Annotated in this window: 21 protein-coding genes and 1 pseudogene; 6 read left to right on the top strand and 16 right to left on the bottom strand. The window is 53.0% G+C overall.

Annotated elements, in window-relative coordinates:
- Nucleotides 1-10: 10 nt before the first annotated feature.
- Both ACGG90_RS00220 and ACGG90_RS00215 read right to left on the bottom strand, forming a co-directional pair.
- Nucleotides 11-571: an NUDIX hydrolase gene (locus tag ACGG90_RS00220; protein WP_390404309.1), complete on the bottom strand. Its 561-nt coding sequence runs from the start codon at nucleotides 569-571 to the stop codon at nucleotides 11-13.
- A gap of 51 nt (nucleotides 572-622) precedes the next feature.
- Complete coding sequence (locus ACGG90_RS00215; protein WP_390404307.1) at nucleotides 623-1,486, bottom strand: DegV family protein; 864 nt, start codon at nucleotides 1,484-1,486, stop codon at nucleotides 623-625.
- Nucleotides 1,487-1,693: 207 nt separating this feature from the next.
- On the opposite strand from ACGG90_RS00215, the gene ACGG90_RS00210 reads away from it, so the two are divergent.
- The 3 genes and pseudogenes from ACGG90_RS00210 to ACGG90_RS00195 form a co-directional block, all read left to right on the top strand.
- On the top strand, nucleotides 1,694-3,394 hold the full coding sequence (locus ACGG90_RS00210; RefSeq protein WP_390404305.1) for an NFACT RNA binding domain-containing protein: 1,701 nt from the start codon (nucleotides 1,694-1,696) through the stop codon (nucleotides 3,392-3,394).
- Nucleotides 3,395-3,865: 471 nt separating this feature from the next.
- Complete coding sequence (locus tag ACGG90_RS00205; RefSeq protein WP_449273598.1) at nucleotides 3,866-4,540, top strand: LysM peptidoglycan-binding domain-containing protein; 675 nt, start codon at nucleotides 3,866-3,868, stop codon at nucleotides 4,538-4,540.
- A 919-nt stretch (nucleotides 4,541-5,459) separates the two neighbouring features.
- Nucleotides 5,460-5,723, top strand: a pseudogene (locus ACGG90_RS00195) (hydrolase); the annotation flags it as partial.
- Between the two features lie 96 nt (nucleotides 5,724-5,819).
- Here ACGG90_RS00195 and pyrE read toward each other — a convergent pair.
- The 13 genes from pyrE to ACGG90_RS00130 all read right to left on the bottom strand — a co-directional run bounded on the left by pyrE (nucleotide 5,820) and on the right by ACGG90_RS00130 (nucleotide 19,778).
- Nucleotides 5,820-6,452, bottom strand: coding sequence for an orotate phosphoribosyltransferase (pyrE, locus tag ACGG90_RS00190; RefSeq protein WP_390404300.1), 633 nt, complete (start codon nucleotides 6,450-6,452; stop codon nucleotides 5,820-5,822).
- The gene (gene pyrF, locus ACGG90_RS00185; protein WP_390404871.1) at nucleotides 6,445-7,164 is read right to left on the bottom strand and encodes an orotidine-5'-phosphate decarboxylase; all 720 of its coding nucleotides are present in this window, start codon (nucleotides 7,162-7,164) and stop codon (nucleotides 6,445-6,447) included. Before pyrF ends, pyrE begins: the two co-directional genes overlap by 8 nt.
- A 51-nt stretch (nucleotides 7,165-7,215) precedes the next feature.
- Nucleotides 7,216-10,395 (bottom strand): carbamoyl-phosphate synthase large subunit, encoded by a 3,180-nt coding sequence (gene carB / locus ACGG90_RS00180; protein WP_390404297.1) that lies wholly within the window; start codon nucleotides 10,393-10,395, stop codon nucleotides 7,216-7,218.
- The gene (locus ACGG90_RS00175; protein WP_390404295.1) at nucleotides 10,388-11,482 is read right to left on the bottom strand and encodes a carbamoyl phosphate synthase small subunit; all 1,095 of its coding nucleotides are present in this window, start codon (nucleotides 11,480-11,482) and stop codon (nucleotides 10,388-10,390) included. The genes carB and ACGG90_RS00175 overlap by 8 nt, the downstream gene beginning before the upstream one ends.
- Nucleotides 11,483-11,492: 10 nt before the next feature.
- A complete protein-coding gene (locus ACGG90_RS00170) occupies nucleotides 11,493-12,755 on the bottom strand; it encodes a dihydroorotase (protein WP_390404869.1) in 1,263 nt (420 codons plus the stop codon).
- Complete coding sequence (locus ACGG90_RS00165) at nucleotides 12,745-13,683, bottom strand: aspartate carbamoyltransferase catalytic subunit (RefSeq protein WP_390404293.1); 939 nt, start codon at nucleotides 13,681-13,683, stop codon at nucleotides 12,745-12,747. Before ACGG90_RS00165 ends, ACGG90_RS00170 begins: the two co-directional genes overlap by 11 nt.
- Nucleotides 13,684-13,685: 2 nt before the next feature.
- A complete protein-coding gene (locus tag ACGG90_RS00160; protein WP_390404290.1) occupies nucleotides 13,686-14,972 on the bottom strand; it encodes a solute carrier family 23 protein in 1,287 nt (428 codons plus the stop codon).
- 1 nt (nucleotide 14,973) lies between these two features.
- A complete protein-coding gene (gene pyrR / locus ACGG90_RS00155; RefSeq protein WP_390404287.1) occupies nucleotides 14,974-15,516 on the bottom strand; it encodes a bifunctional pyr operon transcriptional regulator/uracil phosphoribosyltransferase PyrR in 543 nt (180 codons plus the stop codon).
- Nucleotides 15,517-15,670: 154 nt separating this feature from the next.
- Nucleotides 15,671-16,588, bottom strand: a complete 918-nt coding sequence (locus ACGG90_RS00150) for an RluA family pseudouridine synthase (protein WP_390404284.1) — start codon at nucleotides 16,586-16,588, stop codon at nucleotides 15,671-15,673.
- Nucleotides 16,585-17,040, bottom strand: coding sequence for a signal peptidase II (gene lspA, locus ACGG90_RS00145; RefSeq protein ID WP_390404282.1), 456 nt, complete (start codon nucleotides 17,038-17,040; stop codon nucleotides 16,585-16,587). The genes ACGG90_RS00150 and lspA overlap by 4 nt, the downstream gene beginning before the upstream one ends.
- Nucleotides 17,034-17,630 (bottom strand): uracil-DNA glycosylase, encoded by a 597-nt coding sequence (locus ACGG90_RS00140; RefSeq protein ID WP_390404279.1) that lies wholly within the window; start codon nucleotides 17,628-17,630, stop codon nucleotides 17,034-17,036. Before ACGG90_RS00140 ends, lspA begins: the two co-directional genes overlap by 7 nt.
- 23 nt (nucleotides 17,631-17,653) lie before the next feature.
- On the bottom strand, nucleotides 17,654-19,318 hold the full coding sequence (locus ACGG90_RS00135) for a formate--tetrahydrofolate ligase (RefSeq protein WP_390404277.1): 1,665 nt from the start codon (nucleotides 19,316-19,318) through the stop codon (nucleotides 17,654-17,656).
- Nucleotides 19,311-19,778: an EbsA family protein gene (locus ACGG90_RS00130; protein ID WP_390404276.1), complete on the bottom strand. Its 468-nt coding sequence runs from the start codon at nucleotides 19,776-19,778 to the stop codon at nucleotides 19,311-19,313. The genes ACGG90_RS00135 and ACGG90_RS00130 overlap by 8 nt, the downstream gene beginning before the upstream one ends.
- An 80-nt stretch (nucleotides 19,779-19,858) precedes the next feature.
- Between ACGG90_RS00130 and ACGG90_RS00125 the strand changes: the two genes are divergently transcribed.
- Nucleotides 19,859-20,284, top strand: coding sequence for a ribonuclease HI family protein (locus ACGG90_RS00125; RefSeq protein ID WP_390404273.1), 426 nt, complete (start codon nucleotides 19,859-19,861; stop codon nucleotides 20,282-20,284).
- A gap of 133 nt (nucleotides 20,285-20,417) precedes the next feature.
- On the opposite strand, the gene ACGG90_RS00120 is transcribed toward ACGG90_RS00125, so the two are convergent.
- Nucleotides 20,418-21,020 (bottom strand): nitroreductase family protein, encoded by a 603-nt coding sequence (locus tag ACGG90_RS00120; protein WP_390404270.1) that lies wholly within the window; start codon nucleotides 21,018-21,020, stop codon nucleotides 20,418-20,420.
- Between the two features lie 107 nt (nucleotides 21,021-21,127).
- Here ACGG90_RS00120 and cls point away from each other — a divergent pair, with 107 nt between their 5' ends.
- Together cls and nrdH are read left to right on the top strand one after the other, a co-directional pair.
- On the top strand, nucleotides 21,128-22,579 hold the full coding sequence (gene cls / locus ACGG90_RS00115; protein ID WP_390404266.1) for a cardiolipin synthase: 1,452 nt from the start codon (nucleotides 21,128-21,130) through the stop codon (nucleotides 22,577-22,579).
- Between the two features lie 149 nt (nucleotides 22,580-22,728).
- A complete protein-coding gene (nrdH, locus tag ACGG90_RS00110; protein ID WP_390404265.1) occupies nucleotides 22,729-22,962 on the top strand; it encodes a glutaredoxin-like protein NrdH in 234 nt (77 codons plus the stop codon).
- Nucleotides 22,963-22,975 lie beyond the last annotated feature (13 nt).

The raw sequence follows: 22,975 nt of genomic DNA, 5'->3' as shown, positions 1-22,975 counted from the left end.
TTGGCGGGCATTAATGCTTGCGCATAAACGCCATATAATAGCTGATCGCCGAGACGCTTTGCGCGCTGGCAATGCGCCCGTCTTGCACCGCAGCCAAGACTTCAGCAAGCGGCACAAAGCGGCTGGTGACGAACTCGTCTTGATCGAAGTGCTGCTGGGTACGCTTGGTTTTGTCCACTTGGGCCAAGATCAAGTGCACCACTTCATCAGTCATGCCTTCACTGGAGCGCACGGCACACATTTCTGTCAAACTTTGGGCGATATAGCCGGTTTCTTCTTCCAATTCGCGCTTGGCGCTTTGCATCACCGTTTCGCCAGGATCCATTAACCCTGCCGGCAAGGCGAAGGCTTCAGCGTTGATGCCGACGCGATATTCGCGGTTGATCAACACTTCATCATCTGGTGTGATCGCCAAAAGCGCCACGGCTGGGGCGTGTTTGATCAAGTCACGCTGCACCGTGAGGCCGTCTGGAGTGGCAATGTGTTGTTGCACAATAGTGAAAATGTGGCCGGTATATTGAACGGTTTCGTCTTTGATCTGGCCTTTGGCGGTATCTGATTGAATAAACATATTTGCTCCTTCTACTCAAACAAGCCGCCACAACGGCGACTTGTTAGCAACTTATTGATCGGTATCTTTGATCCAGCCTAAGGCGATGGCTTTCTCACCTAAGTGGGTGCCGATCACCGGGCCGAAATACGATGTTTCAAAGTGGACCTGCGGGAACTTGGCTTCAAGTTCACTGCGCCAAGCCGCCGCCGCTTCTGGGTCATTGGCGTGGATCACCCAAGCTTTGACTGGGTAATCAGCGTCGGCTAAGGCTTTGGTAAACAAGGTTTCAATGCGCGCATAAGCTTTCTTTAGCGAGCGGATCTTCTCAAACGCCACGATTTTGTGGCTTTCATCGTCAAACGTCAATAACGGCTTGATTTTCAACATCCCGCCGATAAAGCCTGCCGCGTTAGACAAGCGGCCGCCGCGCACCAGGTTTTGCAAGTCATTGACAATGAAATATTCACCAGTGGTGGCGCGCAGCGCATCCATGGCAGCGACGATTTGATCAGGGGTGGCGCCGGCTTTAGCCATTCGCGCGGCAGTCAGTACCAATTCACCCATTAAGATCACAGTGATTTGCGAATCATACACCACCACTTTGGCGTCTTTGACTTCGCTGACAGCGGCGCGCAAGGTGTTCACGAAACCGGAAATGGTGCTGGCCAAGTGAATGGAAATAATGGTGTCATAGCCTTCATGCGCCAAGTCTTCATATAACTTCAACACTTCCCCTAACGGCGGCTGAGAGGTGTTGGGAAAAGTCTTGGCGTTGCGCAACAGGTCGTAGTATTGCGTGGTTTCAATATCTTTGCCTTCATCATACACTGTGCCATCGAGGATCACCGGGATCGGTACCACATGGATGTTGTTGGCCAATACTTGTTCTTCTGAAAGATACGCGGTGCTGTCGGTCACGACGGCGATCTTCATAATGTTCACTCCTATTTAGCCCCGAGAATATGGGACTGCATCGTTAAATTCACTGATTAACCTTACCATATTTCGCGCCGCTTTTGAACTCATGCGCCATGATGCCCGCATGGTGTCGCTTAAGAAATGGTAAAGGGCGCCATTTTCGCCGATTGCCAAAAACTGGTACAATGATAGTAGACTAATGAAAGAAATGGACGAAACCACATGTCATTTGATGGAATTTTCACTCACGCCATGGCCCATGAATTGGCCGACTTGCTTGTCGGCGGCCGCGTGAACAAGATCCAACAGCCTTATCAAAACGAAGTGATCCTCACCATTCGCGCCAACCGCAAGAATTATCCGTTGTTGTTGTCGGCGCATCCGGAATACGCCCGCGCGCAAATCACCCAAATCCCCTTCACCAACCCTGATGTGCCCAGCAACTTCGCCATGACTTTGCGCAAGTACCTGCAGTCGGCGCAATTACTGCGCTTGGTGCAAGTGGCCAATGACCGCGTGATGCATTTGGACTTCAAGACCCGCGATGAATTAGGCGACGACATGAACTTGCGCATGGTCGTGGAATTCATGGGGCGCCATTCCAACATTACTTTGGTCAACTTGGCGACCAACAAAATCGTGGACTTGATCCATCACGTCTCCCCTGATCAAAACCGCTACCGCCTGTTGTTGCCAGGGGCTGATTACGTCCAGCCGCCGGTGCAAGACAAAGTCGATCCCTTCAGCGATGATTCGCTAGGCTATCGGGAACTGATGAAGACTCCAGACGTGCCTTTGGCCAAGCTGTTGCAAGTGCATTATCAAGGCTTAGCCAGCGATTCGGCACAAGAACTCGCTGCCCGTTTGCAAAGCGGCGACCCAGATGCCGCTTTTGCCGACTTCTTAGCGGCCATCGACCACCCGACGCCGACAATTACCACCGGCAAGAAGGTTTACTTCTCAGCGACCCCATATCAAACCTTGCAAGGTACGGTGCAGACCTATCCCACCGCCAGTGTGATGCTTGATGCCTATTACGCGCAAAAAGCCGAACACGATCGCGTGCGCCAGCTTGGCAGCAACTTGATCCAGCCGTTAAAGAACTTGATCGCCAAAGACGCCAAGAAACAAAAGAAACTGCAAGCGACGTTGAAAGCCACTGAAAAAGCCGACGATTACCGCATTCGCGGCGAGATCTTAACCACCTATTTGGCCCAAGTCGAACGCGGCATGACTGAAGTGACCTTGCCTAATTTCTATGACGACATGAAGCCGTTAAAGATCACTTTGTCCAATCAATTGTCGCCTTCCAAAAACGCCCAGAAGTATTTTGCCAAGTATCAGAAGCTGCGCAACGCCGTGGCTTATGTGCATGAACAAATGGCTGAAAACCAAAGTGAGCTGGATTATCTGGAAGGCGTCATGGCGCAAATTGAAATCGCCGCGCCTAAAGACCTTGATGATATCCGCGCCGAGCTGCAAGCAGGCGGCTACTTGAAGGTGCAAAAGAAAGGCAAGAAGCCGGCCAAGCGCCATAAAGTTGCCAAGCCTGAAGAATTCTTTGCCTCAGACGGCACGAAGATCTACGTCGGCAAGAACAACTTGCAAAACGATCAGCTCACCTTGCACACCGCCAACAAAACCGACATTTGGCTGCATGCCAAAGACGTGCCTGGCTCACATGTGATCATCTCAAACCCGCATCCTAGTGACAAAACCTTGCTGGAAGCGGCGATGCTGGCCGCTTACTTCTCCAAGTCGCGGGCCAGCGCCAATGTGCCGGTGGACTGGATCGAAGTCAAGAAGATCCGCAAGCCCAATGGCGCCAAACCCGGCTTTGTGGTTTATGAAGGCCAGCGCACCGTGGCCGTCACCCCACAAGCTGCTGAAGTGGCGCGCCTGCGCAAGCAGCCCACCATGTAGCGCATTAAAGACCTGGGCCAACGCCTGATGCGACGTTGGTCCAGGTCTTTTTGGCGTGGTAATGTGCAGCCAGTGGCGAAATATGACAAGCCTGGTGTGAACAGTGCATCATATCAGAATACTGATGACCGGAAAACCGTTTCACGAACTGCATTGTGGTCCTGATATCAGCGCTTTAGAAGCCCTTACATGGCAAATGCAATGGTTTCGTGACATTGTTACGAAAATAAAATATTTTGTCATGTTCCTGCTGTGGCGTTGTGACATCAAATCGCTATACTTGGCCTTAGATACATACGATTAGATACGTAAACTACTTGAGGAGTGAGTATTATCAAAAAGACGCAATTAGCATGGCTCTTCACCCCGGCGCTGGCGCTGCTCCCTGGTGCCATCTTAGCGCAAGGACATGAAGTTAAAGCTGCCACCAATACCAATGATACCGACTACACGGTCAAACCCGGTGACACGCTGTCTCGAATCGCTTTGGACAACGCCACGACCGTTAAAGATCTGCAAACCACCAACAGCATTCAAAACGCCAACTTGATTCTCGTTGGCCAAAAGCTTAAAGTCAAAGCCGCTACCCCAGTGGTTGCTGACAACACCTACACGGTTAAAGCCGGCGACACCTTGTCTGAAATCGCGCAAGCCAACCACACCACAGTGGCCAAGCTGGTGGCAGACAACCACATCAAAGACGCCAACTTGATCTTAGTCGGCCAAACGTTGAAGCTCACTGCCCAAGCCGCAGCGCAAGCCACCAATACTGCGGCTAAAACCGCCACGGCTGCACCGGCAACGACGACGCAGCGCACCACCACCAAAGCCGCCACGGCCCCAACTAAGGCAGCGCCGACAGTTTCAACCAACACCACTAACTATGGGACGTTCAAGCTTTCCTTCTATGATCCAGCAGTGTTAGGCTCAAACATGGGTTACTCTGGTGTGGCTGCCAACTTGTCAGTATTCCCTAAAGGCACCCATTTGAAGATCACCTTGTCTGATGGCACGGTATGGTATCGGACCGTTAATGATACTGGGACTTTTGCCGCAAGCAACCCGCATCAATTAGACGTGGCCATGCCTTCCAGCCAGATCCCAAGTGCAGGGATCTTATACGCGACTGTCGAAGTCGTGCACTAAGCACGTCATATCTATAGGAACATTCGCCTTCAGCTGACATTCAGTTGAGGGTTTTTTATTGCCGCCAAGCCTGCACGGTCAGGCTTGACAGCGATATAATAACATGAACACTTGTTCCGGTTGTGTAATTGCAATGCTTGTAACACTTTGAGATAACAAACTTATGCAACAACGAGATGACATTGTTGCAGATCTCGGCGATTTTGTCACGGGAATGGCGCTTGACTGACACGTTGCCCCGTTATACTGGGTCTTGTTGAAACGCAATCCAGACAAAATATAGGAGTGACTCATTATCAAAAAAGCACATCTCGTATGGTTATTCTCAACGGCCCTGGCAGCCACCGCTGGCGCATATGCCGTTAACAGCAACCAAGTAGACGCGGCGACCACTCAGTCTGCAACTTACACGGTCCAAGCCGGTGACACCTTATCCGCCATCGCCCAAACGCATGGCACCTCGGTGACCAACTTGGTATCCGTTAATGGCATCAAGAACCAACATTTGATCTTAGTCGGTCAACAACTCAAACTCGCCGGCAATGCTGCCGCCCCTGTGACGACCACCACTTCGACTGCCAGCACCTACACGGTGAAGTCCGGTGACACGTTGTCCAAGATTGCAGGCGCTACGCAGGTTTCTGTTGCCAACTTGGTGGCATATAACCACTTGGCCAACCAAAACCTCATTTACGTCGGCGATATCTTGAAGCTCACCGGCAGCACCCAAATGACGCCTGCCGCAGTCAAGACGACACCGGTTCAAACGCCTGCAGCCTCTGCTAAAGCGCCTGTGACGACGGCCCCTGTCCAACAAGCCAAGCCGCAAACGCCAAGCACTGCCACTGTGCAACAAGCTAAGCCGCAAGCACAAACCAACACGCAAGCGGCGACGCAAAGCACGACTTCTGCTAAAGGCTACGGTACCTTCAAGTTATCTTTCTACGATCCGGCAGTATTAGGTTCAAACATGGGCTACTCCGGTGTGGCGGCTAACTTGTCGGTTTTCCCTAAAGGCACGCGCTTGAAGATCACCTTGTCTAACGGCACGGTATGGTATCGTACGGTTAATGATACCGGCTCCTTTGCCCAAGCCAACCCGCGTCAATTAGATGTGGCAATGCCTTCCAGTCAGATCCCAAGCGCCGGCATTTTGTCCGCTTCGGTTGAAGTACTGAATTAATCACTTGGTCTCGCCTTTTTCGGCGGGACTGTTTTTGCGTCAAAATGGCCTCGGTCAAACGCCAACTGGTGGTGTTTGGCCGAGGCCATTTGTGGTTTACGCTTGCCAGTGTTCAGGATCTTTGCGCCAAGCATGCAGCAAGGCCAATTCGTTATCATCGATTTGCCCTAACGCCTTAGCCGCTTCAATCAGCGCGGTGTAGTTGGTCAGCGTCGTAAATGGTACTTTGGCTGCCGCGAAGTTGGTGGTGGCTGCCGGTAATTGATAGCTGAAAATCGCCGCCACGCCGATCACCTCAAAACCTTCTTTGCGCGTTGCTGCTGCTGCGCTTAACACTGAGCCGCCGGTGCTTAATAAATCATCGATCAAGACGACTTTGGCCCCTTCGACCAAGCGGCCTTCGATTTGGCGGCCTTGCCCGTGATCTTTAGGCTTGCTGCGCACGTAAGCCATTGGCAGATGCATGCGGTCAGCAACCAAAGCCGCATGCGGGATCCCGGCTGTGGCAACGCCGGCAATGGCTTCAACGTCAGGAAATTGGGCTTGGATCACACCGGCTAACCCTGAAGCGATGCGGTCGCGGACTTCAGGATAGGAAATCGTGATGCGATTATCGGTATAAATTGGTGACTTGATCCCTGAGGCCCAAGTAAATGGGGCGTTGGGCCGCAAAGTCACAGCACCGATGGTCAACAAGTCTTGAGCGATTTGAGTTTTAATTTCAGTCATTTGTTTGACTCCATTCTTGATTGATTTGTGCATAAGCCGCCAGCGGATCACTGGCTTGGGTGATCGGCCGACCCACCACGATCCCAGAACTCCCCCATTGCTTGGCCAAAGCCGGTGTCGCCACGCGCTTTTGATCACCGATTGCCGCACCAACTGGCCGGATGCCAGGCGTGATGATCAGAAAATCCGGATCAACGACTTGGCGCAGCAGCTGCGCTTCTTGGGCACTGGCGACAACGCCATCTGCACCGGCGGCTTGGGCCATTTGCGCCAAGTGGCTGACACTGGCGCTGATTGCCCCGCTGAGCTGCAGTTCATCGTGAAACATGGCGTCATCAGTGGAGGTCAGTTGGGTGATGGCCAGCAAGCGCGGCGGCAAGGCACCTACTGACGCCGCCCCTGCCAACAAGCCGCGCTTGGCTGCTGCAAGCATTGCCGAGCCCCCTGCTGCATGGGCGGTGGTCAAGGAGACGCCAAGCCGGCCGAGTTGATAAGCGGCTTGTTCAACGGTGTGCGGGATGTCATGCAATTTCAGATCCAAGAAGATATTCAACGGCCGCAGCGCCTGTAATTGGCGGATAATGCTGGGCCCTTGGGCATAATATAATTCCATGCCGACTTTAACAAATAACGGGGTGTCAGCATCAAAGCGGCTAACGAAGTCAAGGGCTTGCTTGCCGGTGGCGAAGTCTAAAGCAATAATGGGTTCCATCATGAGTCCTTTCCTGTCAAAAATGCCAGACAAGCCGCCTGGCATTTAAGCTTATAGTGCTTGGGTGGTGAAGGCCCGCGATTCCAATACCGAAGCGATGGCACTGGCAGTGTCAAGGCTGGTCATCAGCGGGACCCCATGCATGATTGCCGCTTGGCGGATGCGGTAGCCATCACTGGTGGCGGCGCGATCGGCACTGGTGGTGTTGATCACCAATTGCAGCTTGCGGTCGGCAATCGCATCTAAAATCGCGTCATGGCCGCTTTCACCCAGTTTGCTGATCGTCGTGACGGTGATACCCGCCGCCGCTAAGGCTTGCGCGGTGCCTTTGGTGGCAACGATTTGGTAACCGACTTCGCGGAAGCGCTTGGCCAAAGCCACGGCTTCTTGCTTGTCGGCATCAGCCACTGTGAACAACGCCGTGCCATAGCTTGGCAGATGCGTGTGGCTGGCTTCGAAAGCCTTATACAGCGCCTTTTCAAGCGTGGTGTCGGAACCCATCACTTCACCGGTGGATTTCATTTCCGGGCCGAGCATGGAATCCACGGCGTTGAGCTTGGAGAAGGAGAATACCGGGGCTTTAACATGCACGCCTGGGCGGACTGGCAAAATGCCGGTGGTGTAACCCATTTGGGCCAAATCTTTGCCTAAGATCGCTTGGGTGGCCACTTGCGCCATGGCCACGCCGGTTACCTTGCTTAAGAACGGTACCGTGCGGCTGGCCCGCGGGTTGACTTCGATAACATAAACTTGCTCATTGTGGACGATGAATTGAATGTTCATGATCCCGATACAATGCAAGGCATGGGCCAAGTGAATCGTGTAAGTTTCAATTTGCTGCTTGACGGCATCAGAGAAATCTTGCGGCGGATATACCGCCATGGAATCCCCTGAATGGACCCCGGCGCGTTCGATGTGTTCCATAATGCCTGGAATCACCACTGTGGTGCCGTCGGTGATGGCGTCGACTTCGCATTCGGTGCCAACCAAGTATTGATCGACTAACACCGGATGATCATTAGATACTGACACGGCCCGGTCGATATAGTTGGCCAATTCGGCTTCGGAATGCACGATTTCCATCGCCCGCCCGCCTAAGACATAACTTGGGCGTACCAAGACGGGATAACCAATTTCGTTGCCGATTTTAATGGCGCCGGCTTTATCAGTGGCGGTGCCGCCGATTGGTTGCGGGATCTTCAAATCGTTGATGATCTCATCAAAGCGGTCCCGATCTTCTGCAGCGTCTAAGTCAGCCAAGCTGGTACCTAAGATCTTCACCCCATGTGCGGCCAGCGGCGCGGCTAAGTTAATCGCAGTTTGGCCGCCAAATTGCACGATAACGCCTTTAGGTTGTTCCAAATCGATCACGTTCATTACGTCTTCGATGGTCAGCGGTTCAAAATACAGCTTGTCGGAAATTGAGAAGTCAGTCGATACCGTTTCCGGGTTGGAATTCATGATGATGGCTTCGTAACCGGCTTTTTGAATGGCTTTGACCGAGTGCACGGTGGCATAGTCAAACTCCACCCCTTGGCCAATGCGGATCGGACCAGAACCTAACACTAAGACGCTTTCTTTGCTTGAGCGCACCGATTCGGTTTCACTTTCGTAGGTGCTGTAGAAATAAGGCGTGGTGGAAGCAAATTCGCCGGCACAAGTGTCGACCATTTTGTATACCGGAACGATGCCTAAGCGCTTGCGCATGTCGCGCACCGCGTCAGCGTCGCTGTGCCATAGCTGGGCGATCGTCGCATCGGCAAAGCCGTTGCGCTTGGCGATGCGCAGTAAGTCTTCATCGTTAACATTGGCGCGCAAGCTGCGTTCGAGTTCAACAATGTGCAAGATCTTGTCCAAGAAGAACGGATTGATATTGGACAGCTCAGCGATTTCTTCAATGGTGTAATCGCGGCGGAAGGCTTCGGCGATGTAAAACAGCCGCTCGTCATTAGGCGTGATGATCTTAGCCGATAAGTCTGCATCAGACAAATTCTGATCTTCGGCCCGCCACAAGTGAATGGCCCCTACTTCCAAGCCGCGCACGGCTTTCAGCAGCGCTTCTTCGGCAGTGCGGCCAATGGCCATCACTTCACCGGTGGCTTTCATTTGGGTGCCTAAGGTGCGATCGCCGTTCTCGAATTTATCAAAGGGAAAACGCGGGATCTTGGCCACCACATAGTCTAACATCGGCTCAAATTCAGCATAAGTCGCGTCGGTGATCGGGTTTTTGATTTCGTCAAGGGACAAACCGACTGCGATTTTGGCCGCCATTTTGGCAATGGGATAACCGGTGGCTTTGCTGGCCAAGGCCGATGAGCGGCTGACCCGCGGGTTGACTTCGATGATGTAATACTTAAAGGAGTTGGGATCTAAGGCCAATTGCACATTGCAGCCGCCTTCGATCTTCAAAGCCCGAATGATTTTCAAACTGGCATCGCGCAGCATTTGCACTTCTTTATCGGTTAAGGTCTGCACCGGCGCAAACACCACCGAATCACCGGTGTGTACCCCAACGGGATCGAAGTTCTCCATGTTGCAAACAACCATGGCGTTGTCTGCGGCGTCGCGCATCACTTCAAATTCGATTTCCTTGAAGCCGGCAATGGAGCGTTCGATCAAGCATTGGGTGACGGGACTTAAGTTCAAGCCGTTTTCAACGATGGTGGCGAGTTCTTCTTCAGTGCGGGCGATCCCGCCGCCGGTGCCGCCCATGGTGAAGGCCGGGCGCACGATCACCGGATAGCCGATTTGTTCGGCAAAAGCCTTAGCTTCTTCGAAGTTGTGGGCAATGGTCGATTCTGGGATCGGCTCGTTGAGGCTTTGCATCAAGTTCTTGAACAATTCGCGGTCTTCGGCTTGATCGATCGCTGAAAGCTTGGTGCCAAGCAGCTCAATGCCTAATTCATCTAAGATGCCGGAGTTGGCCAATTCCATGGCCAAGTTCAACCCGATTTGCCCACCGATCGTCGGCAAAATCGCATCAGGCAATTCTTTGCGCAGAATCTGAGAAACGAATTCTTTGGTCAAAGGCTCAATGTACACCTGATCGGCGATTTCTTTATCGGTCATGATGGTGGCAGGATTAGAGTTGACCAACACCACTTCATAGCCTTCTTCGCGCAAGGCCAAGCACGCCTGGGTCCCAGAATAGTCGAATTCTGCGGCTTGGCCGATGATGATCGGACCAGAGCCGATGACGAGGATCTTGTGAATATCTTGGCGTTTAGGCATGAGTACGTTCCTTTCCTTGGCGATGGGCGTGGGCGTCCATCATTTCCATGAATTCGTCAAACAAGTGGTCAGCGTCGTGCGGACCCGGCGCCGCATCTGGGTGAAACTGCACGGAAAATGCCGGATACAAGCGGTGGCGCAGCCCTTCTACCGTGTGATCATTGATTTCAATATGCGTGATCAGCAATTGATCGGGATCGACAGAGTCAGCGTCAACGGCATAGCCGTGATTCTGGCTGGTGAAGTCGATGCGGCCGGTGGCGATTTCGCGCACCGGATGGTTGAACCCGCGATGGCCGTATTTCATCTTGAAAGTGTTGGCGCCGTTGGCCAAAGCAAACAACTGATGGCCTAAGCAAATACCAAACATCGGGATCTTGCCTTCTACGCCGCGGATCATATCCAAGGCTTCCGGCACGTCTTTAGGATCGCCAGGGCCATTAGTCAGCATCACCCCATCAGGATCTAAGTCCAAGATCTCAGCGGCGGTTACCGTTGGCGGCAGAATCGTTAAGTTGCATTGGCGCTTGGCTAATTCACGCAAGATGCTGTGCTTTAAGCCAAAGTCCACCACCGCTACATTGCGGCCGGTGCCAGGCGCTGGATAAGCTTGCGTGGTAGCGACTTGCTGCACTTGATTCTTAGGCAGCACTAAAGCGCGCAGTTGATCAAACGCATGCGCGTCAGCGGCGTCGACAATGCTGGCTTTCATGGTCCCGGCATCGCGCAGACGCTTGGTCAACGCGCGGGTATCAATGCCGGTGATGCCGGGGATGTGTTTGCGCTGCAAGAATTCATCCAGGCTCATTTGCGCCCGCCAGTTGCCAGTGACCCGGGCTAAGTCGCGCACCACGACCCCTTTGGCGGTGGGATTGATGCTTTCATAATCGTCGCGGTTGATGCCGACGTTGCCGATCAATGGGTAGGTAAACGTGATGATCTGGCCGTTGTAGCTTTGGTCGGTGATGGTTTCTTGGTAGCCGCTCATCCCGGTGTTGAACACGATCTCCCCGGTGGTGACAGATTCGGCCCCGAATCCCTCACCTGCAAAAACGCTGCCGTCTTCAAGAATCAAATATCGCTTCACGGTGTCCCTCCTATTTCTTGTATGCAATGCGTCCGCCGGCCACTGTCAATTCGACTTGACCATAAACAGTGTCGCCGATGAACGGGCTGTTGTGACCTTTGGATAACCAGTCTTTGCCATCGATGACATAAGGTGTGTCAAAATCCACCAAGGTGAAATCTGCCACATCGCCAACTGCTAATTGGCCAGCAGGCAAGTTGAAGGCGCGCGCTGGATTGGTGCTCATCCAAGCCACTAATTGTGCAAGACTGGCGCGGCCGGTTTTGACATAATGCGTATAGATCAAAGCCAGCGCCGTTTCAGCGCCGACGATGCCAAACGCAGCAGCTTTCATCGAGCCGGTTTTCTCAGCGGCGGTATGCGGGGCGTGATCAGTGGCGATCATATCAATGGTGCCATCTTGCAACCCGGCGAACAATGCCTCGCGATCCGCTTTGCTTCTTAGCGGCGGGTTCATCTTGTACATGGCATTGTCGCTAGGAATATCAGCATCGGCTAAGACCAAATGATGCGGGCTGACTTCGGCAGTCACATGGACCCCGCGGGCTTTGGCTTCGCGGATCAGCTGCACCGACTCGGCACAAGAAACATGACAAGCGTGATAATGGACGCCAGAAGCTTGCGCCAACACCAAGTCGCGTGCCAGCTGGGCGGTTTCAGTTAAGTTGCTCATGCCTGGCAAGCCTAATTTGTCAGCATAAGGCCCGGCATTCATCACCCCGTCGCCTTTGAAGCCTTCATCTTCAATGTGCGCCACGATTGGCGCATCAACGGCTGCGGCACCTTGCATCGCGGCAAACATTGTCGCAGCGTCTTGAACCCCGACGCCATCGTTTGAAAAGCCTAATGCCCCAGCCTGCTTCAAGCCGGCATAGTCGGTTGGCTTTTGGGAGTGCAGGCCTTGGGTGATAGCGGCGAATTGTTCAACGTGGATCTTGGCGTCTTGGTGATTCTTGGCGATCAATGCCTTGAGGTCTGCGACGTTATCCGGCACCGGATCTAAGTTCGGCATGGCCACCACGGTGGTGAAGCCGCCATGGGCTGAGGCTAAGGCGCCGGTTTTGATGGTTTCTTTGGCGGTGAAACCAGGTTCGCGGTAGTGCACATGCACATCCACTAACCCAGGCAGCAGCGTTTTGCCTTTGGCGTCGATCACGGTGGTTTTGGCCGGCGCGGCCAAGTGCTGCCCTAAGGCGGTGATGATGCCGTCTTGTGTCAACACATCACCATCATAAGTGGTTGCGGCAACGACATGGACATTCTTAATGAGCAAGTGCATGTTGGTAGCTCCCTTCTTGGATCGGTTGGGATAAGACAAGTTCAAGCATCGCCATGCGCATGAAGACACCGTTGTGCATTTGGGCGAAGATCCGCGATTGCGGGCATTCCACCAAATCATCGGCTAATTCGATGCCGCGGTTGACTGGCGCAGGATGCATGATGATCGCCGATTTCTTGAGTTTGGGATAAAGCTTGTCGCTTAAACCAAACTTCTCATGGTAAGTCGCTTCTGAAAATTCTGCCTTTTCTGCTTCGCTTAAGCGTTCAAATTGCACCCGCAACAGCATCAGCACATCAACTTGTGGCACGATTTCAGCAAGCGGCTGATATGGGCCGTATTTCTCGAATTCTTTGGTGTACCAAGCGCGCGGGCCAGAGAAGGTCAAGTTGGCACCTAGCGCATGCAGCAGCTGCATATCGGATTTGGCGACGCGAGAATGGGTCAAGTCGCCAACAATGCCGATGTTCAACCCGTCAAAATGGCCGAACTCTTCATGGATCGTCATCAAGTCCAGCATCATTTGGCTGGGATGTTGGCCGGCACCATCGCCGGCATTGACGATCCTTAACGGCAAGTGTTCTGCCAGCAGACTTTGGTAATACGACTTCACCGGATGGCGGATCACCGCCACTTGCACCCCGATAGCCGCCAAAGTCCGCAAGGTATCCGCTAGCGTTTCGCCTTTGGTGACGGAGCTTTGCCGCGGATCAAAAGGCAGCACAGTCATGCCTAAGCGGCGCTCGGCCATTTCAAAGCTGGTGTGCGTGCGGGTACTTGGTTCAAAAAACAGATTCGCCGCATACATCGGCGTAGCAAGTTCTGTCTGCGCCCCATTCTTGAACGCCTCGGCGCGGGCAATCAATTGATTGGCCAAGTCAGGCGTGACTTGATTAGCAGAAACGAAATCTGTGATGGACATGGTTATGCCTCCTCGTTAGCAGCGTGCTGCGGTAAAACAAAGTTCAGAAAAATCCCAATGACCGTGGCCAAAGCCAAGCCGGAGAACTGGAAGTTGCCCAGTTTCAATACGGCGTTGCCAATGCCGATGACCAAAATCGTCGAGCCGATCATCAAGTTGCGCTTGCGGCCAAAGTCGACTTTGTTGTCGATCAAGACCTTCAAGCCGTTAGAAGCGATCACCCCAAACAGCAAGAAGCTGATGCCGCCGATGACCGGACTTGGGATGGTGCGGATCAAAGCAGAAAGCTTGCCAACAAAGGCGAACAATACAGCAAAGCCAGCGGCGCCGCCAATGACCCAAACTGAGTGGACTTTGGTCATGGCCATGACCCCAATGTTTTCACCATAAGACGTAACTGGCGGGCCGCCGACGAAACCAGCAATGATCGAGGCGGTACCATCACCGGCCAGCGTGTGGTTCAAGCCGGGATCTTTGAAGAAGTTGCGATGCGTCATTTCATCTAAGACCATGATGTGGCCCATATGCTCCGTCATCGTGACAAAAGCGATCGGCGCCATGGATAAGATTGCATCCCAGTAGAACTTCGGGGTGTAAGTGAGGCCAGGAATTTGAAAAGCCGGTAAGCTCAACCAAGCAGCTTGTTGCACCGGAGCGAAGTTCACGATGCCGACTAACACCGCCAGCACATAGCCGGTGATCAGCCCTAGCAAAATCGGCAGCAGCGAAATGAACCGCTTGAGATACATGTTGTAAATGATCGTTGCGGCTAAAGTCACCATCGCAACGGCGAAATACTTGATGTCATAAACGCTGTTGCCGTTTGCTAAGGTGCGCATCGTTGCGTCTGTTGCGGCGGTACCGGCTAAGCTTAAGCCGATTACCATCACGATTGGCCCAACTACGATCGGCGGCAAAGCCTTATCGATCCATGCGCTGCCGGCAAAGTTCACGATCAAAGCGACAATCAGATACACTACCCCAACGGCGATGGTGCCTTGGGCAATGGCTGGATAGCCGGCGCCTTTCATCAACGCTTGCATCACGGTGATAAACGAGAAGCTTGAGCCCATGTATGCCGGGATCTTGCCGCGGGTGATCAAGATGTACATCAAGGTGCCCACACCGCTTGAAAACAAAGCGATACTTGGATCAAGCCCGACTAAGATCGGCACCAGCACCGTTGAGCCAAACATGGCGAATAAATGCTGAATGGATAAGCCCAGCCAATGCCCGAAGGCCGGTCGGTCGTGAATGTCCAAAATGGCGTCATCGTTATGATATGCCATGTTAGGCCTCCAACTTGGCAATGGAGATGCCGTCTTCGCCATCTAATTCGGCGACTTCGACGTTGATCTCTTCGGATAAAGCCGTCGGGATGTTCTTGCCGACAAAGTCTGGGCGAATCGGCAATTCACGGTGGCCGCGATCAACCAAGACGGCTAAGCTGATCTTGTTAGGCCGGCCTTGATCCATCAAAGCGTCAAGCGCGGCGCGAATGGTGCGGCCGGTGAAGATCACATCATCAACTAAGATCACATGCTTGTCGGTGATGGAAACTGGCAAGTCGGCGCCTTCCACATCTGGCGTCAAAGAATGGTCAAGCTTGTGCACGTCATCGCGGTACATGCGGATGTCTAATTCGCCAACCGGCACCTTCAGGCCTTCAAGTTGTTCCAAGCGCTTGGCGATGCGATTAGCCAAGTAAATGCCGCGGGTTTTGATGCCGACGATCACCAATTCTTTGAGATCTTTGTTCTGCTCAATGATCTCATAAGTGATCCGGGTTAAGGCGCGCTGCATGGTGACGCCGTCGACTACTGTTTTTGCCATAATGACACTCTCCTTTGAGTATGAAAAAAGTCGCCTTCTAGCCAGATTAGTTAGAAGGCGACTTGCAGTCGGATATACTCCTGCCGCAGCAGGATGGGATACCTTCTAAGCCTCACTGGACTTAGTTAAAGGTGCTTGTTAAGTTGTGAATAGCTTATCGGATCAGGCGCGTTTTGTCAATGCCTTGGCGCAAATCTTGCAAAGTTTCGGTAAATATTGCCGGTGGGTCAACGGTAAATTCCAGCCACTGATGCGTGGTGGGATGTTCAAAGCCTAACAACGCCGCATGCAGAAACTGCCCGTGGCCTGGCAAGGTGCGCTTAGGGCCATATAACGGATCGCCTGCCAGCGGATGATGGATATAGGCCATATGCACACGGATCTGATGGGTGCGCCCGGTTTCTAAGACACATTCCACCAGTGAGTAATTCCCTAGCGACTCAAGTACGGTAAAATGCGTCACCGCCTGCCTGCCGCCGGCGACGACGGCTTGGCGCTTGCGATCTTTGGGATCGCGGGCCAGCGGCGCATCAATGGTGCCGCTGGCAGTTTTGAAAGTGCCATGCACGATTGCCAGATATTTGCGAGCCGAAGTTTTGGCTTTCAGCTGCGCGCTTAAGCTCAGCTGCGCCACTTGGGTCTTAGCCACCATCAACAAGCCGCTGGTATCTTTATCGATGCGGTGCACGATCCCTGGCCGCAAGACGTCGTTAATGCCAGTTAATGTGGTGTGGCCTAAGATCGCATTGACCAAGGTATGATCAGGATGCCCTGGTGCAGGATGCACGACCATGTCTTGAGGCTTGTTGACCACAATAACTTGGTCGTCTTCATAGACGATGTCTAAGGGGATCGCTTCAGGCTTGGCTTCAAGCGGCACCGGTTCAGGCGGCGTCACGACCACTTCATCGCCTGAATGGACCTTGTATTTGGCGGCAGCTGGTTGGCCATTAACGGTAACGTGGCCGTGATCCAGCCAAGTTTTGGCTTGCGAGCGGGTGAGATCAGGCAAAGTTTCTGCCAGCACCTTATCGATGCGGCCGCTTTGATCGGTAATGGTAAAGCGGGTCATCGCTTGGCCTGCTTCCCATCAAAGAACAACAAATGGATCAACACCAACACCACCCCGACGGTTAAACACGCGTCGGCAAAGTTGAAGATGGCAAAATTCATGAAGTCCACTTGAAACATGTCGGTGACAAAGCCTTGGCGCAGACGGTCGATAAAGTTGCCGATCGCGCCGGCTAAGATGAACGCCAAGCCCAAGCGATACACCCGCTGGCCTTTAGAATCGCGCCACAACCACACCACCACGCCAATGGCGATGATGGTGATGATATAGAAGAACCACTGCTGGCCTTCCAGCATTGAGAATGCCGCGCCAGTGTTCTTAATGTGGGTCAGGCTCATGACCCCGGGGATGAAGGTAATGGTTTGGCCGATCGCCAAATGGGCCACGACCCAGGCTTTGATCACTTGATCAACAGCGACCATCGCCACTGCAAAAATTAAATAACTTAACAAACAATTTCCTCCAGTACAGTGCGGATCGCGGCCAGATCCGCCAAGGTTTGAATTTCGGTGGCGCGCCGATACAACAGCGCCGCCGGATGGGCACAAGCAGCCACCAGCCGGCGCGGCCCAGGCCGCCAAGCCGCATCGGCGCGCGCCATCACCGCCACCGGGCGCACTTGGCCATGCCAATCGCGCAACAAGCCGGCGCCTAAGCGCTGCAAGGCCACAGTACCCATTGCCAAGATCGGCACTTGCGGCAAAGCAGCCAATTCTTGATCTAACAAACCGGCTTCTTGGGCCATTTCTTGGCGCGTCGGCGGCCGATTGCCAATGCGGCCGTTGGCTTTGACTTGGATCGGGCGGCGATGAAAGCTCATGGTAATAAACACCATTTCGCGCATCACCCCTAACGCGTCAAGCATCAAGTCCAACTTCACCCCAGCGCGGCCGGTAAAAGGCCGCTGGCTGGTGACTTCCGTTGCGCCTGGTGCTTCACCGACTAAGATCAGCTGCGGCGTCAAACTGCCATAGCCTGGCACAAAGCCTTGCGTTTGCGGATAGACCTGCGCCGCAAACTCGGCCAAAAGTGCATCAGGCAACGGATTATGCGGCCAATTCACCATTAGAACAAGCCAGAGATCACACCGTCGTCAGACACATCCATGTTCAATGCCGCTGGTTGTTTTGGCAAGCCAGGCATCGTCAACACCGAACCGGTCATGACAACTAAGAAGCCGGCGCCAAGTTTAGGCATGATGTCGCGCACATGCATGGTGAACCCGGTTGGTGCGCCGAGCTGCTTAGGATCGTCAGACAGCGAATATTGAGTCTTGGCCATGCAAACCGGCAAATTGTCCCAGCCGTTGGCATAAATGGTCTTTAACGCCAATTCTGCTTTGTGATCATAGGCCACGTCTGCCCCGCCGTAGATCTTTTGCACGATGGTGAGGATCTTGTCTTCTACTGATGCGTTGACATCATACAATGGGTTGAAGGTGCTTGGGGTGTTCAAAGCCTCAACTAACGCGTCAGCCAGCGGCAACGCACCGCTGCCGCCTTGGCCCCACACATCCGAAGCAAAAGCCGGCACCGCTAATTCAGCACAAGCATCGATCAAATATTGTAATTCAGCTTGGGTATCTGAGGTGAATTGGTTGATCGCGACCAACACTGGCCGACCATATTGCTGCATGTTGGCAATGTGGCGCTTCAAGTTAACAAAGCCCTGCTTTAAAGCCGGCAGGTCTTCTACAGTCAAGTCTTTGAGACTTTGGCCGCCGTTGTACTTCAACGCCCGCACTGTGGCGACGATCACCACCGCATCAGGGGTTTTGCCCAGCACCGGCGCTTTGATGTCCATGAACTTCTCCGCGCCAAGATCGGCGCCAAAGCCTGCTTCAGTCAGCGCAATATCGCCGAGCTGCAGCGCGGTTTTGGTGGCTAAGACAGAATTGCAGCCATGGGCGATGTTGGCAAACGGGCCGCCATGGATGAACGTCGGGGTGTGCGCCAGCGTTTGGACGAGGTTGGGCTTTAAGGCGTCTTTGAGCAAAACGGCGATGGCGCCGGTCACGCCTAATTCGGCCACAGTCACTGGTTTGCGATCGTAAGTGAAGCCAATGACGATTTTGGCGATGCGGGCTTTGAGATCATGCATGTTCTCCGCCAAGCACAACACGGCCATTAATTCAGAAGCCACCGTGATGTCAAATTGATTCTCCCGCGGCACCCCGGAAGTGGCGCCGCCAATGCCGATGATCGTGTGGCGCAAGGCGCGATCGTTGATGTCCAGCACCCGGTTCCACAAGATGCGCCGCGGATCGATGTTTAAAGCATTCCCTTGTTGCAAGTGGTTATCGATCAACGCTGCCAAAGTGTCTACCGCGGTGGTCAAAGCGTGCATATCCCCGGTAAAATGCAAATTGATGTCTTCCATTGGCACCACCTGGGAATAGCCGCCGCCAGTCGCGCCGCCTTTCATGCCCATTACCGGCCCCAATGACGGTTCGCGCAAGGCGATCACCGCATTGTGATGGCGCTGATTCAAAGCATCACCTAAGCCAATGGTGACGGTAGATTTGCCTTCACCAGCAGGCGTAGGATTGATCGACGTGACCAACACCAATTTGCCTAAAGGCTTGTTGGCCAAGCGCTTCAAAGTTGGGTAGCTGAGTTTGGCTTTGGCGCGGCCGTATAATTCCAAGTCGGCTTCAGTTAACCCGACTTTGGCAGCAACTTCAGTGATCGGCAGGATTTCGGCAGCTTGTGCGATTTCAATATCAGACACGGTGGTTCCCCTTTCTGTGAACAACAATGAGACCAACATCAGCAAAAGCCGAACAGAGCTTTTGCAAATTAACTAAACGTACGATAGTGATTTTACCATAAGTTGTTGTATCAAGACATAACGAATGTGTCTTGACGGTTATTGTTCGGATTGACGTCAAGGGAATGGTTAAACGATGGCGTCTGGTGAAGCGTGCTAAGGTAATCGCATGTGCTTTTAGCGTTAATTTACGGCCGAGCACTTGGATCACGCAGCCGCCAATGGTGGCTGCAAGCAGCCCCACTGCCGGCCAGAACACACTGTCATAGGCACCAAATTCCATTTGTAAGATGACACTCAACCCCACCAACGCCACTGCGCCACCCCAAAATATGCTAAAATCGATCCAAGACGGTTGATAGTAGAAGCGTTTGATGTGATCACGACCTTTTCTTGCGGCATTGCGGCTTGGTTTGGACACGTGTTACATTCTACCATATCCCTATGGCATCGTCTGCAATTACCCGTCAAGCTTAGGGGTTAGCTTAGAAAGGACCAGTTATGATCAAATTATATACCGATGCCGCCACCAAAGGCGATCATGGGATCGGCGGCGTCGGCATCTTGATCCTCGCAGGCGGCGTGCAAGACCAGACGCATCTGGCGCTGGCAGCAATGTCCAATCACGAAGCGGAGTTTGCGGCGGCTTTAGCCGGCTTCAAACGAGTGCACGAATTAGGCCTCGACGGATTGGTGAGTTATTATGCCGATTCTAAATTGGTCATCGATTCGTTAGACAAGCATTACGCCAAACACTACCAGCCGCAACTCGACGCTTTGTTTCAAGAAATCGCGCAATTCTCGCAAGTGTTGTGGCAATGGATCCCAGAGCGCAACAACCATGGCGCGCATCAACTGGCCCAACAAGGGTTGCGCCTGGCCGAAGCCAACGCAGCAAAAACCGTGGGCAAGCCATCGATCACCTAGTCCCAAGGCCCAGGGTAACGCCCAGTAACGCAAAAGTCTCTGCACCGCGATTCAAAGTTCGAATCGTCGTGCAGAGACGCTTGCGTTATTAGCTACACCGCTTGATGGCTCAGCTTTGAACTGCTTGTCAAGTTTAGTCTAAAACTTTGAATTGTTCCTTGCGATCCATGTAATCCTTGGCGCCTGCAGGAGCGGCAATGCCGCCAAAAGGCATCTGGGCGCGTAAGGTCCAGTTAGCCGGGATATCGAAGGCTTGGGCAACCAATTCGTCAACCAGCGGGTTATAATGTTGTAAAGAAGCACCGATTTGGTTGTTGGCCAAAGCCACCCAAGTGTTCAATTGGCCGGAACCTTGCGCTTGTTCCGCCCAGCCGGCGAAGTTATCGGCATATAATGTAAAGTCTTTTTCTAATTGGTGGACCACAGCCGTGTCGGTGAAGAATAAGATGGTGCCATAAGCCGCTTTGAAGCTGGCGATCTTCTGCTTGGTCTTCTCGTAAGCTTCGGCAGTTGGGACTTCGGTTTCAAGCCGCTTGACCACAATGTCCCACAGTTGATCATGCTTGTCGCCAAACAAGAATACGGCGCGCGTGGTTTGGGAGTTGAAGGCCGTTGGCGTTTCTTGGATCACATCTTCGACCAAGTTCACGATCGCGTCTTGGCTCAGCGGCACGGCTTTGTTTAAGGCATAGATGCTGCGGCGAGCTTTCAAGGATGTCAATAAATCAGTATTCATGTGGTTACCACCTTTATCATTAAGTATGGCGTTATTATAGCAACTGACATTTTGTAAGTAAATAGAATACCGAAAAATAATTAATTTAATTTCAAAAGGAGGCCCTTATGTCCCTACTTACCGGCCTATTGTTGGCCTTGATCGTGCTGAACACTTTAGGGGCGATTTTTACCGTGTTGCGCTCAGTGCGCGATATCGCCACCACTTGGGCATGGCTGTTGGTGCTGATCTTCTTGCCGGTGATCGGCTTTGTGATCTATTTATTTGTGGGCCGCCGCTTGTCCGCCAAGAAAATGCAGCTGATCCAAGCCGAATACGCCAAGGCGATCGCCGCTTTCGTGCAGCTGCAAAAGCGGGCCAATGCTCATGGCCGCTTGTTGCCGGAAGATCAGCTCACCCAAAGCGGCCGCGAGTTGATCAATTTATTTCTCAACACCGCCCGCGCGCCGGTTTTGACCAACAGCGATGTCAGCATTTATGTCGATGGCAAAAGCAAATTTGCAGCGCTGTTAGCCGATATTGCCGCGGCCAAGGATTTTATTGATGTGGAGTATTACACCATTTACCCTGACGCCATCGGCACGCAACTGCGCGATTTGTTGGTCAAGAAAGCCAAACAAGGCGTCAAGGTGCGCGTCGTGTATGATGCATGGGGCTCCATGGGTGCCAATGCGCGCTGGTGGCGGCCTTTGGTCCAAGCCGGCGGGGCTGCGGAAGCATATTTCTCGTCACGCTGGTTGATCTTGGATTTTCGCATGAATTATCGCCTGCATCGCAAGCTGGTGGTGATCGATGATCAAATCGGCTATATCGGCGGCTTTAATGTCGGCGATCAATACCTGTCCCGCAGCAAGAAATTTGGTTTCTGGCGCGATACCCATTTGCGGATCAAAGGCGATACGGTGATGGCATTGAAGATCCAATTTACCATGGATTGGAACGCCACCGTCAGCCAAGGCCGCCAGCTGCCTTATCCCACGCGGCCGCTGGCCAGCTTGGCCAACGGCTCGGCTAAGGCCATGCAAATCGTCGCTTCCGGGCCGGATTCCAACGCGCAGCAAATCAAAGCCGGCTATGTGCGCTTGATCACTGGTGCCACCAAATCTGTGCGCATCCAAACCCCTTATTTGATCCCTGATGATACGGTGTTTGATGCGTTGATGAATGCGGCTTTGGCGGGGATCGACGTGCAGGTGATGATCCCTAATATGCCGGATCACCCCTTCATCTTTCGCGCGACGCAATATTACGCTAACGCCTTAACGCGCGTTGGCGTCAAAGTGTTCCATTACCAAAACGGCTTCTTACATGCCAAAACCATGGTGGTAGATGATTGCTTGGCCAGTGTCGGCAGTGCCAACATGGATATTCGCAGCTTCAAGTTGAACTTTGAAGTCAATGCTTTCATTTACGATCCGCAAATCGCCGGCCAACTGGCGCAAGCGTTTGACGCTGATTTAAAGCATTGTGTTCGTGTGACCCCGGAAACGATCGCGGCTCAAGGCTGGTATCTGCACTTCAAGCAGCACTTCTCACGCCTGTTGTCCCCGATCTTGTAGCTTGCAATTTGGCTTGGGGTGGGTATAATGATTAGGCACCATATGTCGTGGGTGATCGGTGAAGATACGATATATGGTATTCTCGCTTGACGTCGACTACCAGATTCGGTATACTGGTCCTATCAGATCAGTAGAACGAGGCGATTAACATGAATAACAATGTCACACTTTTCACCAAGAACGGCTGCCCGCAATGTCGCATGACCAAGAATTACTTGGTTCAACACGGGATCAGCTTCACCGAACACAACATCAACGACGAGCCTGAATATATCGATTACCTAAAGAACAAAGGCTTCCAAGCGGTACCTGTGCTTGAAGCAGAAGGCTTGGATGCCTTCTCCGGCTTCCGCCCAGATGCTTTGAAGCAATTAGCCAGCTAAACCGCTGCATACC

The organism is Lacticaseibacillus jixiensis (assembly GCF_042847315.1).
Classification (GTDB): Bacteria; Bacillota; Bacilli; order Lactobacillales; family Lactobacillaceae; genus Lacticaseibacillus; species Lacticaseibacillus jixiensis.
Note: the sequence above shows the minus strand (reverse complement) of the source record. Positions and strands in the feature narration are given on the sequence as shown.

Bases quoted from the DNA above. Each gene is read 5' to 3' on its own strand.
- ACGG90_RS00220 (WP_390404309.1), bottom strand. From the start codon at position 571: ATGTTTATTCAATCAGATACCGCCAAAGGCCAGATCAAAGACGAAACC.
- ACGG90_RS00215 (WP_390404307.1), bottom strand. From the start codon at position 1,486: ATGAAGATCGCCGTCGTGACCGACAGCACCGCGTATCTTTCAGAAGAA.
- ACGG90_RS00210 (WP_390404305.1), top strand. From the start codon at position 1,694: ATGTCATTTGATGGAATTTTCACTCACGCCATGGCCCATGAATTGGCC.
- pyrE (WP_390404300.1), bottom strand. From the start codon at position 6,452: ATGACTGAAATTAAAACTCAAATCGCTCAAGACTTGTTGACCATCGGT.
- pyrF (WP_390404871.1), bottom strand. From the start codon at position 7,164: ATGGAACCCATTATTGCTTTAGACTTCGCCACCGGCAAGCAAGCCCTT.
- carB (WP_390404297.1), bottom strand. From the start codon at position 10,395: ATGCCTAAACGCCAAGATATTCACAAGATCCTCGTCATCGGCTCTGGT.
- ACGG90_RS00165 (WP_390404293.1), bottom strand. From the start codon at position 13,683: ATGTCCATCACAGATTTCGTTTCTGCTAATCAAGTCACGCCTGACTTG.
- ACGG90_RS00160 (WP_390404290.1), bottom strand. From the start codon at position 14,972: ATGGCATATCATAACGATGACGCCATTTTGGACATTCACGACCGACCG.
- pyrR (WP_390404287.1), bottom strand. From the start codon at position 15,516: ATGGCAAAAACAGTAGTCGACGGCGTCACCATGCAGCGCGCCTTAACC.
- ACGG90_RS00150 (WP_390404284.1), bottom strand. From the start codon at position 16,588: ATGACCCGCTTTACCATTACCGATCAAAGCGGCCGCATCGATAAGGTG.
- ACGG90_RS00125 (WP_390404273.1), top strand. From the start codon at position 19,859: ATGATCAAATTATATACCGATGCCGCCACCAAAGGCGATCATGGGATC.
- ACGG90_RS00120 (WP_390404270.1), bottom strand. From the start codon at position 21,020: ATGAATACTGATTTATTGACATCCTTGAAAGCTCGCCGCAGCATCTAT.
- cls (WP_390404266.1), top strand. From the start codon at position 21,128: ATGTCCCTACTTACCGGCCTATTGTTGGCCTTGATCGTGCTGAACACT.
- nrdH (WP_390404265.1), top strand. From the start codon at position 22,729: ATGAATAACAATGTCACACTTTTCACCAAGAACGGCTGCCCGCAATGT.